The 16,846-nt window shown below is 69.0% G+C and carries 15 protein-coding genes; 5 read left to right on the top strand and 10 right to left on the bottom strand.

What is annotated here, in order from left to right; all coding sequences use genetic code 11:
• Window positions 1-2 precede the first annotated feature (2 nt).
• Both ASD13_RS07170 and ASD13_RS07165 read left to right on the top strand, forming a co-directional pair.
• Window positions 3-323 carry a hypothetical protein gene (locus ASD13_RS07170; RefSeq protein ID WP_055867562.1) on the top strand — a complete coding sequence of 107 codons (321 nt, stop codon included), beginning with the start codon at window positions 3-5 and terminating at the stop codon, window positions 321-323.
• Between the two features lie 467 nt (window positions 324-790).
• The gene (locus tag ASD13_RS07165; RefSeq protein ID WP_017830322.1) at window positions 791-1,408 is read left to right on the top strand and encodes a vitamin K epoxide reductase family protein; all 618 of its coding nucleotides are present in this window, start codon (window positions 791-793) and stop codon (window positions 1,406-1,408) included.
• 86 nt (window positions 1,409-1,494) lie between these two features.
• On the opposite strand, the gene ndk is transcribed toward ASD13_RS07165, so the two are convergent.
• The 4 genes from ndk to ileS are packed head-to-tail and all read right to left on the bottom strand — an operon-like array spanning window position 1,495 to window position 7,061.
• Window positions 1,495-1,911 carry a nucleoside-diphosphate kinase gene (gene ndk / locus ASD13_RS07160; protein WP_017830321.1) on the bottom strand — a complete coding sequence of 139 codons (417 nt, stop codon included), beginning with the start codon at window positions 1,909-1,911 and terminating at the stop codon, window positions 1,495-1,497.
• A 1-nt stretch (window position 1,912) separates the two neighbouring features.
• Complete coding sequence (locus ASD13_RS07155; protein ID WP_235562543.1) at window positions 1,913-2,326, bottom strand: DUF4233 domain-containing protein; 414 nt, start codon at window positions 2,324-2,326, stop codon at window positions 1,913-1,915.
• Entirely contained in the window at window positions 2,323-3,675 is a 1,353-nt protein-coding gene (locus tag ASD13_RS07150) for a bifunctional folylpolyglutamate synthase/dihydrofolate synthase (RefSeq protein WP_055867556.1), read from the bottom strand. The genes ASD13_RS07155 and ASD13_RS07150 overlap by 4 nt, the downstream gene beginning before the upstream one ends.
• Entirely contained in the window at window positions 3,672-7,061 is a 3,390-nt protein-coding gene (gene ileS / locus ASD13_RS07145) for an isoleucine--tRNA ligase (protein ID WP_055867554.1), read from the bottom strand. The genes ASD13_RS07150 and ileS overlap by 4 nt, the downstream gene beginning before the upstream one ends.
• A gap of 312 nt (window positions 7,062-7,373) precedes the next feature.
• Here ileS and ASD13_RS07140 point away from each other — a divergent pair, with 312 nt between their 5' ends.
• Window positions 7,374-8,024 (top strand): pentapeptide repeat-containing protein, encoded by a 651-nt coding sequence (locus ASD13_RS07140; protein WP_055867550.1) that lies wholly within the window; start codon window positions 7,374-7,376, stop codon window positions 8,022-8,024.
• 25 nt (window positions 8,025-8,049) lie between these two features.
• Here ASD13_RS07140 and ASD13_RS07135 read toward each other — a convergent pair whose 3' ends face one another.
• Genes ASD13_RS07135 through ASD13_RS07120 form a run of 4 tightly spaced genes read right to left on the bottom strand, consistent with a single transcriptional unit; the run spans window position 8,050 to window position 12,950 of the window.
• Window positions 8,050-9,558 (bottom strand): ATP-binding cassette domain-containing protein, encoded by a 1,509-nt coding sequence (locus ASD13_RS07135; RefSeq protein WP_055867545.1) that lies wholly within the window; start codon window positions 9,556-9,558, stop codon window positions 8,050-8,052.
• Window positions 9,555-10,367: an ABC transporter permease gene (locus ASD13_RS07130; protein ID WP_055867542.1), complete on the bottom strand. Its 813-nt coding sequence runs from the start codon at window positions 10,365-10,367 to the stop codon at window positions 9,555-9,557. The genes ASD13_RS07135 and ASD13_RS07130 overlap by 4 nt, the downstream gene beginning before the upstream one ends.
• Complete coding sequence (locus ASD13_RS07125; protein ID WP_235562493.1) at window positions 10,364-11,308, bottom strand: ABC transporter permease; 945 nt, start codon at window positions 11,306-11,308, stop codon at window positions 10,364-10,366. The genes ASD13_RS07130 and ASD13_RS07125 overlap by 4 nt, the downstream gene beginning before the upstream one ends.
• 28 nt (window positions 11,309-11,336) lie before the next feature.
• On the bottom strand, window positions 11,337-12,950 hold the full coding sequence (locus ASD13_RS07120; RefSeq protein WP_055867534.1) for an ABC transporter substrate-binding protein: 1,614 nt from the start codon (window positions 12,948-12,950) through the stop codon (window positions 11,337-11,339).
• A gap of 170 nt (window positions 12,951-13,120) precedes the next feature.
• Between ASD13_RS07120 and valS the strand changes: the two genes are divergently transcribed.
• Window positions 13,121-15,736, top strand: a complete 2,616-nt coding sequence (valS, locus tag ASD13_RS07115; RefSeq protein ID WP_055867529.1) for a valine--tRNA ligase — start codon at window positions 13,121-13,123, stop codon at window positions 15,734-15,736.
• Window positions 15,736-15,951, top strand: a complete 216-nt coding sequence (locus ASD13_RS07110; protein WP_055867525.1) for a hypothetical protein — start codon at window positions 15,736-15,738, stop codon at window positions 15,949-15,951. Before valS ends, ASD13_RS07110 begins: the two co-directional genes overlap by 1 nt.
• Before the next feature lie 27 nt (window positions 15,952-15,978).
• Here the strand turns inward: ASD13_RS07110 and ASD13_RS07105 are convergent, their stop codons facing one another.
• Together ASD13_RS07105 and ASD13_RS07100 are read right to left on the bottom strand one after the other, a co-directional pair.
• Window positions 15,979-16,197, bottom strand: coding sequence for a hypothetical protein (locus tag ASD13_RS07105; protein ID WP_017830310.1), 219 nt, complete (start codon window positions 16,195-16,197; stop codon window positions 15,979-15,981).
• Complete coding sequence (locus ASD13_RS07100) at window positions 16,194-16,817, bottom strand: ArsR/SmtB family transcription factor (protein WP_055867522.1); 624 nt, start codon at window positions 16,815-16,817, stop codon at window positions 16,194-16,196. The genes ASD13_RS07105 and ASD13_RS07100 overlap by 4 nt, the downstream gene beginning before the upstream one ends.
• Window positions 16,818-16,846 lie beyond the last annotated feature (29 nt).

The following is a 16,846-nucleotide window of genomic DNA, read 5'->3' as shown; positions in this document are numbered from 1 at the left end:
CGGTGCTCTCCTCGACGGCCGTCTCCGAGGCGGTGGTCTCCGAGGCGGTGCTCTCCTCGACGGCCGTCTCCGAGGCGGTGGTCTCCGAGGCGGTGSTCTCCTCGACGACCGGCTCGGCGACGGGCTCTGCGTCTGCCTCTGAAGAGGCAGCCGGCAGCGTCTCGGTGTCGGTGCTCACCGTCTCGGTGGTCTCCTCTGCCTCAGCGCTCGCTCCTGCAGCGGCTTCCGCGTCAGCTTCTGCTTCCGCCTGTGCATCCGCGACCGACTCGGCGGCAGCAGCAGCGTCGTCGGCAGCGGCCGCGGCGTCATCCGCAGCGGCATAGCCGGCGGCGACGTCATCGGCGGCGGCGTCCTCTGCCACCTCTGCCGCTTCGGAGAGCTCATCGCCCTCGTCCGACGACCCTGTGAGGTCGTCCGCCTCGGGAGCAGTGGGCTCCGTCAGCTCTCCCGCGGCGTCAGCCGGGAAGTCGAGGGTAGGGGCGTTGTTGTCATTGTTGTCATCGGCCATCTCTGGCTTACTCCCTGCACGGGACACTCGGTGTCCTGTGAAATCTCATGCGGTACCCGCGGGTTCCGCGAACTCACTCGGTTTGCGACCGGCTCATGGCTCTGATCGCGTGGGGCATTGGACCCCGAAGTCTGCTCGATGCGTGTCGCGGCAACGCCGTTCATCGCATCACAGGCCATTATCGCACCAAGTGGCTCCGTTCGCGGCATCCCATCACGCGCAGCGAGTTTTCTCCGGCCTGTTCTCGCCGCATCCATAGCAGTCGCTGGGATAATCCCCAGTATGAGCGAGCAGCGCACCCGCCCCGTCATCTATGCCGTCTGGCTGATCATCGCGAGTGTGGTGGGCTGGTTCGCCGCCTTCCAGCTCACGATCGAGAAGTTCGTGCTGGCGGCGAATCCGGACGCCGTGCTGAGCTGCAACGTCAGCGTCATGATCCAGTGCGGCAAGAATCTCGACTCGTGGCAGGGCGAGGTGTTCGGCTTCCCCAACCCCCTGCTCGGCATCGCCGGTTGGATGGCTCCCCTGTTCATCGGCGTCGCACTGCTCGCCGGCTCGCGCTTCCCTCGATGGTTCTGGATGACGTTCGGTGCGGGCGTCACGTTCGCCTTCGGCCTCGTGTGCTGGCTGATCTGGCAGAGCATCTACGCGCCCAACCTCGGCGTGCTCTGCCCCTGGTGCATGCTGACCTGGTCGGTCACCATCCCCACCTTCTTCGCGACGATGCTGCATCTGACCCGCAACGGCACGTTCACGAGCAACGAGAAGCTGAAGGACCGGGCGAACCGGCTGATGGTCTGGGTCCCCCTTGCGACGATCCTCGCCTACGCCGTGGTCATCCTGCTCGCGCAGCTGCGCGGCCTCGACCTCCTCGGAGAGGTCATCGGCATGGTCTTCTGACCCTCGGCTGATATCGGACGGATACGGAAGAAGCCCGCCCGTCGATCCTCGGATCGACGGGCGGGCTTCTTCGGCGTGACGGGCGCTCAGTCGAACCAGATGCCGAGCTCGCGAGCTGCCGACTCGGGGCTGTCCGAGCCGTGCACGAGGTTCTGCTGCACCTTGAGTCCCCAGTCGCGACCGAAGTCGCCACGGATCGTGCCGGGGGCCGCGGTCGTCGGGTCGGTGGTGCCCGCGAGCGAGCGGAAGCCCTCGATCACGCGGTTGCCCGCGAGACGGATGGCGACCGAGGGGCCGGAGAGCATGAACTCGAGCAGCGGCTCGTAGAACGGCTTGCCCTCGTGCTCTGCGTAGTGCTCGGCGAGCAGGTCGCGGTCGGGCTCGACCAGGCGGATGTCGACGAGGGCGTAGCCCTTCGCCTCGATGCGGGCGAGGATCGCGCCGGTGAGGCCGCGAGCGACACCATCGGGCTTGACGAGGACGAGGGTTTCTTCGGTGGCCATGTCATTCACTCTCTGTCTGAGTCTCGGTCGTGGGCTCGGCGGGGCGTCGTGCGTCCAATCGGGCCCCTCCGATGGTCGCATACGCCCACATGCCGCCGAAAATCAGGACGACGAGCAGGATCGACGGGACGAAGAACGCCGACAGGGCGACGACGGCCTGGATGACCCATCCTGCGGTGAGCGCCCAGGGCTTCGTGATCATACCGGCGATCACGATGCAGGCGAGCGCGAGCACGGCGCCAGCGACGATCGCCCACCACTGCTCGACCCCCTCGGGAAGCTGGCGCAGCCCGAAGATCGTGAGGCCGACGAGGAAGACCACGATGGCCTCGAATCCCAGCACGACCGGTGCGAGCTTCTGCACGAGGGTGCGCGGCGGACGTGGCCGGCGAGCAGGTGTCGCCTCGGCGCTCATGCGCGCCACCCCGCCTTCCAATCCTCGTCCTGCGCCAGCGCGATCGCCTCACCGGCGAGCACGACCGACCCCGCGATGATCACCGCGCGCCGGTCGGAGGATGCGGCCCACTCACGCGCGGCGTCGGCGGCATCGGCGAGCGAGTGGTGCACGGTCGCGCGCTGTCCGTTCTGCTCGACGAGGTCGGCGATCGCGTCCGCGTCGCTCGCGCGGTCGGAATCCGGAGCGGTGGCGAACACGTGAGCCGCGGTGGGAGCCAGCTCAGCGACGATACCGGCGGCATCCTTGTCGGCGAGCACACCGAGTACCAGACCCCACTCGTCGAAGTCGAAGCTGTCGTCCAGCGCCTGAGCGAGCGCCTTGGCGCCGTGCGGGTTGTGCGCGGCGTCGACGATCACGGTCGGGGCGATGCCGAGCAGCTGCAGCCTTCCGGGCGAGGTGCTCTCCTGCAGGCCTGCCGTGACGATGTCCGCGGCGATGCGCTGGGTGGCCCCGCCGATGAGCGACTCGACGGCGGCGACGGCGAGAGCGGCGTTGTGCCCCTGGTGCGCGCCGTAGAGCGGGAGGTACTCCTCGGCGTACTCCCCCGCCAGGCCGCGGATCGTGAGCAGCTGCCCACCGACCGCGAGCTTCTGCTCGGTGAGACCGAACTCCTCGCCCTCGAAGGCGATGGTCGCGTTGCGCTCCGCCGCCACCCGACGCAGCACCTCGGCCGCCTCTGCGGGCTGCTGGGCCGACACCACGGCCGCGCCCTCCTTGATGATGCCGGCCTTGACCTCGGCGATCTCGGCGATCGTGCTGCCGAGACGGTCGGCGTGGTCGATGTCGATCGGGGCGAACACCGCCACGTCACCATCGGCCGTGTTCGTGGAATCCCACTCGCCGCCCATGCCGACCTCGAGCACCAGCACGTCGATCGGCGCGTCGGCCACTGCGACGAACGCCAGCACGGTCAGCAGCTCGAAGAACGTCAGCGGAGCGTCGCCGGCTGCCTCGAGCTCGGCGTCGACGATGTCGACGAACGGCTCGATCTCGTCCCACGCGTCCGCCACCGCCTCGTCGGCGATCGGCTCGCCGTCGATCATGATGCGCTCGGTGAAGCGCTCCAGGTGGGGACTCGTGAACAGTCCGGTGCGCAGATCATGCGCCCGCAACAGGCTCTCGATCATCCGCGCGGTCGACGTCTTGCCGTTCGTGCCCGTGATGTGCACAACGCGGTAGGTGCGCTGCGGGTCGTCGAGGAAGGCGAGGATGCGGGCGGTGCGCTCCTTGCGGGGCTGCACCCAGCGCTCTCCCGCGCGGCTCAGAAGGGCTTCGTAGACGGCATCGGCCCGGTCGGCGGCGCTCATGCTGCTGCTCCCATCCTGGTGACGGCGATCGTGAAGTCACCGGCGTTCGCATACGTGCCGGCGGGGATGACGGCGGAGAACTCGGGCGTCACTGCCGCGGCGGCGGCGAGCACCGTCCCGTGTCCGAAGATCGAGTCGCCCTGCGCGTCGATCACGAAGTACTCCTCGGCCAGGGTCTCCGCCGCGATCCCGGCGAGGTCGAAGGCGGAGACGACAGCTGTGGTGTCCACGTCGTCCTGGAACCGGAGCACCAGCTGGATGCGATCGCTGACGTCGAAGTCGGCGTTCTTGCGGGTCTCCTGCACGGCGCGGATCACATCCCGGGCGAGCCCCTCGGCTTCCAGCTCCGGGGTCGTCGTCGTGTCGAGCAGCACGAAGCCGCCGGTGGGGACGATGGCGAGAGCCTCTCCCTCCGGGCGGCCCGTGGTCTCGAGCACGAGCTCGTACTCCGAGGGTTCGAGCACGATGCCGCCCGCGGTCACGACGCCGGACACCTCACTCCAGTCGCCCGAACGCGCAGCCTGGATCGCCTTCTGCACGTCCTTGCCCAGACGCGGCCCCGCCGCGCGGGCGTTGACGCTGAGGCGGTGGGCGATGCCGTACTCCGTCGCCGTGTCATCGGCGAGCGGGACGAGCTCCACCGACTTCACGTTCAGCTCCTCGCGGAGGATGTCCTCGAACTGGCCGAGCGACGCCGCCAGCGGCGAGACCACGGTGAAGCGGGCGAGCGGGAGGCGCACGCGCAGCTTCTCCTTCTTGCGCAGAGCATTGCCGACGCTCGACAGCTCGCGTACTGCGTCCATCGCGTCGCGGATCTCGTCCGCCGCCGGGAACTGCGCCGCGTCGGGCCAGTCGGTCAGGTGCACGCTGCGTCCGCCGGTGAGGCCCTGCCACACGCGCTCGCTGACGAGCGGTACGAGAGGCGCCGCGACACGGGTGAGCGTCTCGAGCACGGTGTAGAGCGTGTCGAAGGCCTCGCGGCTCTTCGGGTCTTCCGTCACGCCGGTCCAGAAGCGGTCGCGCGAGCGCCGGATGTACCAGTTGGTGAGCACCTCGGCGAAGTCACGCAGACGCGCGGACGCGGTGGTGGAGTCGAGGCCCTCGAGGTCGGCGCGCACCTCGCGGACGAGGTCGCCCAGACGCGCCAGGATGTAGCGGTCGAGCACATCGGTGGAGTCGGTGCGCCAGGAGGCCTCGTATCCGTCGGTGCCGGATGCATTGGCGTAGGTCGCGAAGAAGTACCACGAGTTCCACAGCGGCAGCAGGAATTCGCGGACGCCCGAGCGGATGCCCTCCTCGGTGACAGCGAGGTTGCCTCCGCGCAGCACCGAGCTCGACATCAGGAACCAGCGCATCGCGTCGGAGCCGTCGCGGTCGAGCACCTCGGAGACGTCGGGGTAGTTGCGCAGCGACTTCGACATCTTGTAGCCGTCGCTGCCGAGCACGATGCCGTGGCAGCTGACACCCGTGAACGCGGGGCGATCGAACAGCGCGGTCGACAGCACGTGCATGACGTAGAACCATCCGCGGGTCTGCCCGATGTACTCGACGATGAAGTCGGCCGGCGAGTGCGAGTCGAACCACTCCTGGTTCTCGAACGGGTAGTGCACCTGCGCATAGGGCATCGAGCCCGAGTCGAACCACACGTCGAAGACGTCTTCGATGCGGCGCATCGTGCTCTTGCCGGTGGGGTCGTCGGGGTTCGGGCGCGTGAGGTCGTCGATGTACGGCCGGTGCAGGTCGATCTCGCCCTCGGGGTTGCGCGGCAACGTGCCGAAGTCGCGCTCGAGGTCCTCCAGCGAGCCGTAGGCGTCGACACGCGGGTACTCCGGGTCGTCGCTCTTCCAGATCGGGATCGGCGAACCCCAGTAGCGGTTGCGGCTGATCGACCAGTCGCGCGCACCCTCGAGCCACTTGCCGAACTGCCCGTGCTTGACGTTCTCCGGCACCCACGTGATCTGCTCGTTGTTCGCGAGCAGGTCATCCTTGATGTCCGTCACGCGGATGAACCAGCTCGAGACGGCCTTGTAGATCAGGGGGTTCCGGCAGCGCCAGCAGTGCGGGTACGAGTGCTCGTAGCTCTGCAGGCGGATCAGACGACCGTTGTCGCGGATCAGGCGCACGAGCGGAGTGTTCGCCTCCATCCACAGCTCGCCCGCCACATCGGTGACGTTCGGGAGGAAGCGTCCGCCGTCGTCGAGGGACAGGATCGTGGGGATCCCGGCGGCGCCGGCGACCCGCTGGTCGTCCTCACCGTAGGCCGGGGCCTGGTGGACGATGCCGGTGCCGTCGCTGACGGTGACGTAGTCGTCGACCAGGATGCGCCAGGCGTTCTCGGTCCCGTAGGTCTCGGTGTCGGCGTAGTAGTCGAACAGCCGGTCGTACGTCACATCCTGCAGCTCGGCGCCGCGGACCGTGGCGTCGACGGCCGCGAGGGCCTCTTCGGTGCTCTCGTAGCCGAGGTCCTTGGCGTATCCGCCGACGAGCTGACGGGCGAGCAGGTAGCGGTGCGCGGAGGACTCGATCGCGGCATCCGTCGTCCCTGCGGCCTGGTGCACGTCGGCCGCACCGTTCGGACCGGCGGGGAGCACGACGTACTCGATCTCCGGGCCCACGGCGAGCGCGAGGTTGGTCGGCAGGGTCCAGGGCGTGGTCGTCCAGGCGAGGGCGCGGACGCCGGTGAGACCGAGCGCTTCCGCCTTGGCTCCCGTCAGCGGGAAGGTGACCGTGACGGACGGGTCCTGACGCATCTGGTAGACGTCGTCGTCCATGCGCAGCTCGTGGGCGCTGAGCGGAGTCTCATCGCGCCAGCAGTACGGCAGCACGCGGTATCCCTCGTAGGCGAGGCCCTTGTCGTAGAGGGTCTTGAACGCCCACAGCACGCTCTCCATGTAGCCGAGGTCGAGCGTCTTGTACCCGCGCTCGAAGTCGACCCAGCGCGCCTGACGGGTAACGTAGTCCTGCCACTCGTGCGTGTAGGTCAGGACCGAGCTCTTCGCCTTCGCGTTGAAGACGTCGATGCCCATCTCCTCGATCTCGGCCTTCTCGGTGATCCCGAGCTGCTTCATGGCCTCGAGCTCGGCCGGCAGCCCGTGCGTGTCCCACCCGAAGACACGATCGACCTTGTGGCCGGTCATGGTCTGGAAGCGCGGGAACACGTCCTTCGCGTACCCGGTGAGCAGGTGGCCGTAGTGCGGCAGGCCGTTCGCGAACGGAGGCCCGTCGTAGAACACCCATTCGGGTGAGCCCTCACGCTGCGCGATCGAGGCGCGGAAGGTGTCGTCCGTCTTCCAGAACGCGAGCACCTCCTCCTCGATCTGCGGGAAGCGGGGGCTGGGCGCGACGGAATCGGCGGCGGGGCCGAAGGAGGAACGGGGGTAGGTCATCGTGTCTCGCAGTGGTCGTCGTGGCGGATGCTCCTGCGAGGACGATCCTCGCGGACCGCGGTACCACCTCGCGTGCCACGCCTTACGACGCGACCACTCTCACTGCGGCTGTGACGGGCCTGCCCCGCTCGGTTCTACTGAGCGCTTCCCGAGGGCGACGCCGTTCTTCCGAGAGCTCCCCGGTGATGGCCGGATCGATGCTCGTGTGTCCAGTGTACGCGTGCGTACACCCTCAGGACGCTCCTCTGCTCTCCTGGCCCCGGCCTCCCGCGCGCCGGAAGCGATGTCGCCGGCGCACCCTACGCTCGAAGCATGGCCCGCACCCCCGAGTCCCCCGCCCCTCCCCGCATCACCGCTCCCGACCTGCCGCCCGTGCTCGAGCCCGCGCTTCCCGCGCGCAGCGCCGACCTCATCGCCGCCCGGCTCGACCTGAACGGCACCGTCGATCTCGCCTACTCGACGCTCGAGCAGTGCATCCTGAGCGCCGACGCCGACGCCATCGACCTCACCGGCGCGACGGTCGTCGACGTCGACATGTCCGGTGTGCGCATCGCCTCGCTCCGCATGCGCGATGCCGGTGTGCGGCGGGTGCGGATCAGCGGCGGGCGTATCGGCACTCTCGACCTCAGCGAGGCGCTCATCTCGGAGCTCGATCTGCGGGATGTGCGCATCGACTATCTGAATCTGGGGGCGGCGAAGATCACCGATCTCGAGATCTCGGGGTGCAGCATCCGCACCATCGACATGCCGCAGGCCGAGCTCTCCCGTGTGCGCTTCACAGCCACATCGAGCGACGAGGTCGACCCACGGGGCATGCGTGCGAAAGACGTGGATCTGCGTGGGCTCGACGCCGTCGCCTATCTCGACGCCCACAGCCTCCGCGGGGCCACCCTCACCTCGTTCCAGGTGCAGCAGCTCGCCCCGGCGCTGGCGGCGGGCATCGGCATCCAGATCAAGGACTGACGGCAGATCAAGGACTGACGGCAGATCAGAAGCCGGCGGGGCCACTCGCGTCGAGCAGTTCCCGCGTGAACGGATGCTGGGGCGAGGCGAACACGTCGACGGTCGCCCCCTGCTCGACGATCCGTCCCTCCTGCATCACGAGCACCTCGTCGGCGACCGCGCCGACCACGTCGAGATCGTGGGAGACGAGGATCATCGTCAGCTGCCGCTCCTGCTGCAACCGGCCGAGCAACCGCAGCACCCGCTCCCGCACCGAGGGGTCGAGCGCCGAGACGGGTTCGTCCAGCACCAGCACCTCCGGGTCGGCGGCGAGCGCGCGGGCGATCGCAGCCCGCTGTCGCTGACCCCCGGAGAGGGCGCTCGGACGCCTGTCGGCGATCTCCGGCGAAAGACCGACCTCGGCGAGGAGCTCCCCGACGCGGGCGACACGTCGCGCGCGAGGCACGCCGCCCGCCTCCAGTCCCTCCCGCAGCGATCGGCCGATCGTCCACCGTGGATCGAAGGCGCCGAGCGGGTTCTGGTGCACGAGTTGCACCCGTCGCTCCGCCGTCCACCGCAGGGTGCCGCTGTCCGGCGTGTCGACCCCGACGATCATGCGCGCGAGTGTCGTCTTGCCCGACCCCGACTCCCCCACGATGCCGAGCGTCTGTCCGTCCTTCACCGTGAACGTCGCGTCGATGACGGCGGGCACCGTGGCGAAGCTGCGCGAGAGGCCGCGGGCGATCAGCACCGGCGAGGACTCCGTGGGGGCCGCAGCTCTGGGCTCGTGCATCGTCGCGGCGATGAGCTGCTTCGTGTACTCGTGCCGGGGGTTCTCGAGCACCTCGGAGACCGTGCCGGATTCGACCACGATGCCATCCTTCATCACGAGGACTCGGTCGGCGATCCGGCGAACCGCGGCGAAGTCATGACTGATGAAGACGAGCGCGGTACCTGCATCGGTGATCTCGCGCAGCAGTCCGAGGATCCGGGCCTGCACGGTGGCATCGAGTGCGGTCGTCGGCTCGTCCGCGATCAGCACGGCGGGGCCCGCGGCGAGCGCGGAGGCGATGAGCGCCCGCTGTCGGAGGCCTCCGGAGAGCTCGTGCGGGTGCTGTCGGGAGCGACGTTCGGGGTCAGGCATCCATACCCGCGCCAGGAGCTCCTGCACCCGCCCCGCCAGCGCCGCACGTCCGCGGACGAGCCGATGCAGCAGCAGCGGCTCGGCGACCTCCGCCCCGACCCGGCGAAGGGGGTCGAGCGAGACCAGAGCGTCCTGGGAGACGAGCGCGATCCCGGCTCCGCGAAGGTCGCGCCACGCACGTTCGGAGAGCCCGGCGGCATCCCTTTCGTCGATGAGGAGGCCCTCCAGGGAGACGGTGGCCTCTGCCGGCGTCAACCCCAGCAGTGCGCGGGCCGTGAGCGACTTCCCCGCGCCGGACTCCCCGACGATCGCGACGCACTCCCCGCGTTCGACCGTGAAGGAGACGTCGTCCACCACGCGCTTCCCGTCGAAGGCGATCCGCAGCCCCCGCACCTGCAGTGCAGCGTTCATGCCGCCCTCCCGTCTGCGCGCGCCCGCAGGATCCGTCCGACGACCGTCGCCGACACCACGGTGAGCGTGATCGCGATGCCGGGGAAGAGCGAGATCCACCACGCCTGTCCCAGCACGTTGCGACCACCGGCGAGCATGAGCCCCCACTCCGGTGTCGGCTCCGAGGGGCCGAGACCCAGGAAGCTGAGCCCGGCCGCGGCCAGGATGCTCGAACCGATGCCGATGGTCGCGAGCACGCTCAGTGCGCCGAGGACGCCGGGCACCACGTGCCGCGTGAACGCGCGCACCCGCGGGACGCCGAGGATGCGGGCCGCCTCGACGTGCTCGGCGACGCGCAGCGTCTGCGTCTGCACGCGCGCCAGCCGGATGTAAACGGGCACAGCGGCCAGGGTCACCGCGATCGCGATGTTCACCGGCCCCGGACCCAGGACCGCGACCACGACCAGCGCGACGAGGAACTCGGGGAAGGCCATCAGCACGTCGTTCACCCGCATCACGGTGGTATCGATGCCCTTCGGTGCGACTCCGGCGAGCGCGCCGATGACGAGCCCGACGACGAGCGCCACCCCGGTGGCGAGGAGTCCGATGCCCAGCGAACGCCCTGCGCCGTAGATGACTCGCGAGTACACGTCGCGCCCGCTCTGGTCGGTGCCGAACAGGTGCTCGGCACTCGGCGGAAGCAGGGCGGAGCGAACGGCGGTCTGCAGCGGATCGTGAGTGGCGAGCACGCCGGGCCAGAGCGCCGCGAACACGATCACCGCGAGCACCACGATCGCGACCCACAGCAGCACCCGCTGCGCGCGCCTCATCGGATGTCTCCGGCTCGCGAGGCCCTGACACGCGGATCGATCAGGGGATGCACGAGTTCGACCACGAGGTTCACCGCGACGAAGACCAGGGCGCTCAGCAGGATGATCCCGGTGATCACCGGCAGGTCGCGGTCGCTGATCGCGGCGAGGGTCACGCGGCCCAGGCCCGGACGCGCGAACACGGTCTCCACCAGCACCGCACCACCGAGCACGGATCCGGTCAGGTAGGCCGCGAGCGTCACGGCCGATGCGGCGCCATGCCGCAGTCCGTGCCGCAGGGTGAACCACGAGGGGCTCGCACCCCGGGCACGCACCGTCTCGGCGAACGGCATGCGCTCCGCCTGCATCAGGCCGTCACGCAGCACCTGGCTGAGCAGCGCGGCGACCGGGAGCGCGAGAGTGATCGCCGGCAGGACGAGCGTGGCGGGGTTGCGGGCTCCCGACACCGGGAACCAGCCCAGTCCGAACGCGAAGACGCTGAGCAGGACGAGCCCGATCCAGAACACCGGGGAGGAGAGCACCACGAGCTCCACAGCGGCCGCGATCGTGCGCGCTGCCCTGCCCCGCACGAGGACCGCCACCGCGAGCGCGAGCACGAGGGCGATCACGAGCGCGAGCACCGAGAGCTGCACCGTCGCTCCGAGCTGACGTCCGATCACCTCCGTCACCGGCATCCGCAGCTGGTACGACTCCCCCAGATCTCCCCGAGCGAGCTGGCCGATGAAGCCGAGGTACTGCTCGAACGGCGGACGGTCGAGCCCCAGGTCGGCGCGGATCCCGTCCTTGACGGCCTCACTCACCTGCGCCTGGGGCCCCAGCATCACCGAGACGGGGTCACCGGGGATCACCCGGAACGCGAGGAAGGCGACGGTCGCCGCGCCCCACAGGACGATGACGACGGATGCGACCAGACCGGCGATACGGGCGAGAGCAGCCTTCACCACCCGTGCCCTCCGCTCCGTCGACGGTTCAGCCGACGGTCACATCGTAGAACAGCGGCCGACCGTACAGGTCGTACTCGAGTCCCTCGACGCGGTCGCCGACGGCCGTGATCGCCGACGGGCTGTACAGCGGCACGATGGCCGTGTATGTGGCATTCCACTGCTGCAGCTGGGTGTACAGCTCGTTGCGCTTGTCCTGATCGCTCGAGGCGACGGCCTGCTCGAGCAAGGCATCGATCTGCGGGTCGCTCACCTGCGAGGCGTTCTGGAATCCGTCGGTGTGCAGGTGACTGCGCAGCAGATCGGGATCGACGCCCGAGAAGCCCCAATCGGTCAGATCGAAGGTCTTCGGCTCGTACTGCTCGTTGTAGGCGCCGGGCTCGAGCTCCTCACGCTGAACCTCGAAGCCGATGCTCTTCAGGTCCGACTGGATGGCGTTGCCCAGCGCGGCGCGGTCGTCGGGAACCGGCGTCCAGGCGATCCAGCGCACGGAGAGTCGCTTGCCGTCCTTCATGCGGATGCCGTCGGCGTCGCGATCCGTCCATCCGGCCTCGTCGAGCAGCGCATCGGCCGCATCCTGATCGAACGGCCAGCTGCCCTCGAGCGACGCGTCGTAGCCCGGAGTCGTCGAGCCGAGGATGCTCCATGCCCGCGGGAACTGTCCGAAGTAGATCTCCTCGACAGCGGCGTCGATGTCGATGCCGCGGGCGAAGGCCTGGCGCACCTTCTCGTCGGCGAACACCCCGTACTTCTCGTTCAGGTACAGCGAGTACGGCAGCCCCGGGTACTCGATCGAGTCGACCGTGACGCCGTCGCCGAGGTCCTTCGCGAGGTTCGGCGGGATGTTGCTGGCGAGGTCGGCCTCGCCGCTGGTGACGACACCGGTGCGGACCGAGGCCTCCGGCTGGATCTCGACGCGCAGGGTCTCGAACTTCGGAGCCTCGGTGTCGTGCGGACCCCACGCGTAGTCGTCGTTGCGGGTGTAGACGATCTCCTGGTCTGGCGTGTACTCGGTGAGCTCGAACGGCCCGGTGCCCACGGTGATGTCGGGTCCGCCGGCCTTGAGCTTGTCTGCGGACTTCGCGATCACGGCCGGCGAGTAGAAGCCCAGCTGCGGCGTGCTCGCCGCCTGCAGGAACGGGGCGTACGGCTGGGTGAAGGTCACCGTGACCGTGTAGTCGTCGACGACCTCCGTGCCCTTGTAGAAATCGGCGCCGAGCATGCTGGCAGCCTGAGCGGAAGCCGTCTCGGGGTCCACGATGCGGTCGAAGTTCGCCTTGACCGCGGCGGCGTCGAACTTCTCGCCATCGGTGAAGGTCACGTCGTCCCGGAGCACGAAGGTGTACTCCGTGCTGTCCGGCGAGACTTCCCAGCTCTTCGCAAGCCACGGGCTGAACGTTCCGTCCGCCTCCTGGAAAACCAGCGAGTCGAGCACGGCCCGCTGCACCATGCCGGAGACGTCGAGCTGGCTCACCTGCGGGTCCATGTGCCCGGCCGAGAGGTTCGCGCCCTCGATGGACCACACCAGCTCTCCTCCGCCTTCTCCCTCGGAACCGGGGGCCGCGCAGGCGCTGAGCACCAGCGCGGTGGCAGCGGCGAGCGCCGCGAAGGGCAGGAGACGACGCACTGATTTTGCGGGCATGACGATTCCTCTGGACGAGCGGGTCGGGATCCCTCCATCCTACGGCGGATTGTTGGACCGGGTCGATCTGCGGCGACCTGCCGGCCCCGCGATGCTCGGTAGACTGTTCGGCACCACCCACACTCAGGCACGCTCACACAGTGCCGCATACATCGCTCGAGGAGACCTTCATGCCTGCTTCCGAATCGTCGCAGAACCAGATTCCCGACAAGCCCGTACTCGAAGGCCTCGAAGCGAAGTGGGATGCCGCATGGGCCGAGCAGGGCACCTACCTGTTCGATCGTCTGCGCGCGGCACAGGCCGGCCGTGACGGCGTGTACTCGATCGACACCCCTCCTCCCACGGCATCGGGCAGCCTGCACATCGGACACGTGTTCTCCTACACGCACACCGACGTGAAGGCGCGCTTCGAGCGCATGCGCGGCAAGACCGTGTTCTACCCGATGGGATGGGACGACAACGGCCTGCCCACCGAGCGCCGCGTGCAGAACTACTACGGTGTGCGGTGCGACCCCTCGCTCCCCTACACGCCCGACTTCACACCCCCGTTCGAGGGTGGCGACAACAAGTCCAGCCGTGCAGCCGATCAGCAGCCGATCAGCCGCCGCAACTTCATCGAACTCTGCGAGCGCCTCACGATCGAGGACGAGAAGCAGTTCGAAGCACTGTTCCGCCAGCTCGGACTGAGCGTGGACTGGACGCAGACCTACCGCACGATCTCCGACGACACCATCCGTCAGAGCCAGCTCGCGTTCCTGCGCAACATCGAGCGCGGTGAGGCGTATCAGGCGCTGGCCCCGACGCTGTGGGACATCGACTTCCGCTCCGCCATCGCGCAGGCCGAGCTCGAGGACCGCGACCAGCAGGCGGCCTATCACACGATCGAGTTCCCCTTCGCGGACGGCTCGGGATCGATTGCGATCGACACCACCCGCCCGGAGCTGCTCCCCGCGTGCATCGCGATCGTGACGCACCCTGAGGGCCCGCACAAGCACCTCATCGGCACCAAGGTGAAGACCCCCTTCTTCGGCGCCGAGATCGAGATCCACGGGCACCACCTCGCCCAGCCCGACAAGGGCACCGGCGCTGCCATGGTCTGCACCTTCGGCGATGTGACCGACATCATCTGGTGGCGCGAGCTGCGCACCACCGACAACGAGTCGCTGCCGAACATGACCACGATCGGCCTGGACGGGCGATTCCTGCCCGATGCCCCCGCCTCCGTCGCGAACCCCGAGGCGGCGACCTGGTACGGCGAGGAGATCGCGGGCAAGACCGTCTTCAGCGCGCGCAAGGCGATCGTGGAGAAGCTGCAGGCGACGGGCGACATGACCGCTGTCGGCAAGCCGTTCAACCACGCGGTGAAGTTCTTCGAGAAGGGCGACCGTCCGCTCGAGATCGTCTCCACGCGGCAGTGGTACATCCGCAACGGTGCCCGCGACGGCGAGCTGCGCGACAAGCTCATCGCCCACGGCGAGGAGCTCGCCTGGCACCCCGAGTTCATGCGTGTGCGCTACGAGAACTGGGTCGGCGGCCTGACCGGCGACTGGCTGGTGTCGCGTCAGCGCTTCTTCGGTGTGCCGATCCCCCTCTGGTACGCCCTGGACGAGAACGGCGAGCGCGACTACGACCGCGTGCTCGCCCCGGATGCGGCGACGCTCCCGATCGACCCGACCACCGATGTGCCCGCCGGATACACCGAGGACCAGCGCGGCGTGGCGGGCGGCTTCGACGCCGAGGCTGACATCCTCGACACCTGGGCGACCTCGTCCCTCACTCCGCAGCTCGCGGGTGGCTGGCAGCGCGACAAGGAGCTCTGGCAGCTCACTGCTCCGTTCGACCTGCGCCCCCAGGGTCAGGACATCATCCGCACCTGGCTGTTCTCGACGATGCTGCGCTCGACGCTCGAAGACGGCAGGACGCCGTGGCGCAACGCCGCGATCTCCGGATTCATCGTCGACCCCGACCGCAAGAAGATGTCGAAGTCGAAGGGCAACGTGGTCACCCCGGCCGACGTGCTCGAGGCCCACGGCTCCGACGCGGTGCGCTATTGGGCCGCCTCGAGCCGCCTCGGCATGGACGCGGCGTTCGACCCGCAGAACCCGACGCAGGTGAAGATCGGTCGCCGTCTGGCCATCAAGGTGCTGAACGCGGCGAAGTTCGTGCTGTCGTTCCCCGTGCCCGAGGGTGCGCAGGTGACTCATGCCCTCGACGCGTCGATGCTGACCGCGCTCGACAGCGTCGTCGTCGAGGCCACCAAGGCGTTCGAGCGGTACGACGCCGCTCGTGCGCTGGAGCTCACCGAGGCCTTCTTCTGGACGTTCTGCGACGACTACCTCGAGCTCGTGAAGGAGCGCGCCTACAACCAGGCCGACGTGGGACAGGCCTCCGCGGCGCTCTCGCTGCGTCTGGCCCTGTCGACGCTGCTCCGCCTGCTGGCTCCGGTGCTGTCCTTCGCGGCAGAGGAATCGTGGTCCTGGTTCGAAGAGGGCTCCGTGCACACGGCCGCGTGGCCGACGCCGCTCGGCATCGACGGCGACCCGGCGGTGCTGGCTGCAGCCAGTGAAGCGCTGATCGGCATCCGCCGCGCGAAGACCGAGGCGAAGGCCTCGCAGAAGACTCCGGTCTCGCGCGCGGCGATCGCCGCCCCCGCCGCGAAGCTCGACGCCCTCCGCGCAGCCGCCGACGACCTCCGCGCCGTCGGCCGCATCGCCGAGCTCGAGTTCACCGAGGCGGAGGCGTTCGCGGTCACCGCGATCGAGCTCGCTCCGGTCGAGGCGTCCTGATGCAGCTGGGCACGCGCTGGGCGGCGGGGTCCGAGGCTCCGGCTTCCGTCCCCGCCTCCCTACGACCGGCGATCGCCGAGGTCGAGGCCAAGGGGCTGACCGGTCACTGGACGCTCACCTGGCTGGAAGGCCGCGCGATCGCTGAGCTCGACGCGGGGTGGGAGGTCTTCCAGACCGCCTCCGGCGAGATCGTCGCCCGCCCCTTCGAGGACTGAACCTCCTCGCCAGGACGACACCGGGTCTCAGCGCCGGGTCAGCCCGAGCTGGGCGAGAGCGTGGTCGACGGCGCGCGGATCCTGCCTGCGGGTCTGCTGTTCGCGCAGCAGATCCAGGGAGAGCTCACGCCGTTCGGCGCGCCGCGAGATGCGGTGCTCGACGTAGGCGGTGAGATGGCCGGCGAGTCTCAGCAGCCCGCGTTCGGTCTGGGTCGGCGCCACCAGGTGAAGAGTCGCGCTGGTCATGATTCCTCCACGGTGTCGTCGCTGGATCCGTGCGTCGCCTGCTGCGGCGTCGGAAGGTCGAAGAGTTCGGTGCGGAGCGAGACGCGTCGAACATCGGGGCCGGTCTGACCCCGGTAGCGCTCGATGGCGCTCTCCACGATGCTCTCGAGCTCCTCCCGGAGCGACATGGCCTGCTCCGGCGTCATATCGAGGTGGGTGGTGATCGTGATCCCCACATCGCGCCAGGCCTCGGGCACCTCGGACTGCGGCCGGTTGAGGTACGACATCAGCGTCTCGTGCCGCAGCCGGAAGAACTCCGACGTGACGATCTGCGCAGCGGCACGGTTCGCCGGCGAGGTCATCTCGTCGGGCCCCGGCACGTCGATGCGCCCCTTGGGCCGCTCCCACCATCGCTCGCGTGCCGTGCCCCGCCCCTCGACCTCGCGGATGAGGTCGTGCGCGGCGAGGGCGCGGAGGTGGTAGCTGGTCGATCCCGAGGTCTCCCCCACGAGGGCGGCGAGCGAGCTCGCCGTCTGCGGACCACGAGCGGCGAGAAGGTCGAAGATCTTCACCCGGAGCGGGTGCGCCAGGGCCTTCAGCGCACTGGCGTCCAGAGTCCTGACCTGGGTCTCGTTCGTCATGCTTGCAAAGATACCGTTGCAAAGAAGTC

Source organism: Microbacterium sp. Root1433D1 (assembly GCF_001426835.1).
Taxonomy (GTDB): Bacteria; Actinomycetota; Actinomycetes; order Actinomycetales; family Microbacteriaceae; genus Microbacterium; species Microbacterium maritypicum.
This window is presented reverse-complemented; position numbering and strand designations above follow the sequence as displayed.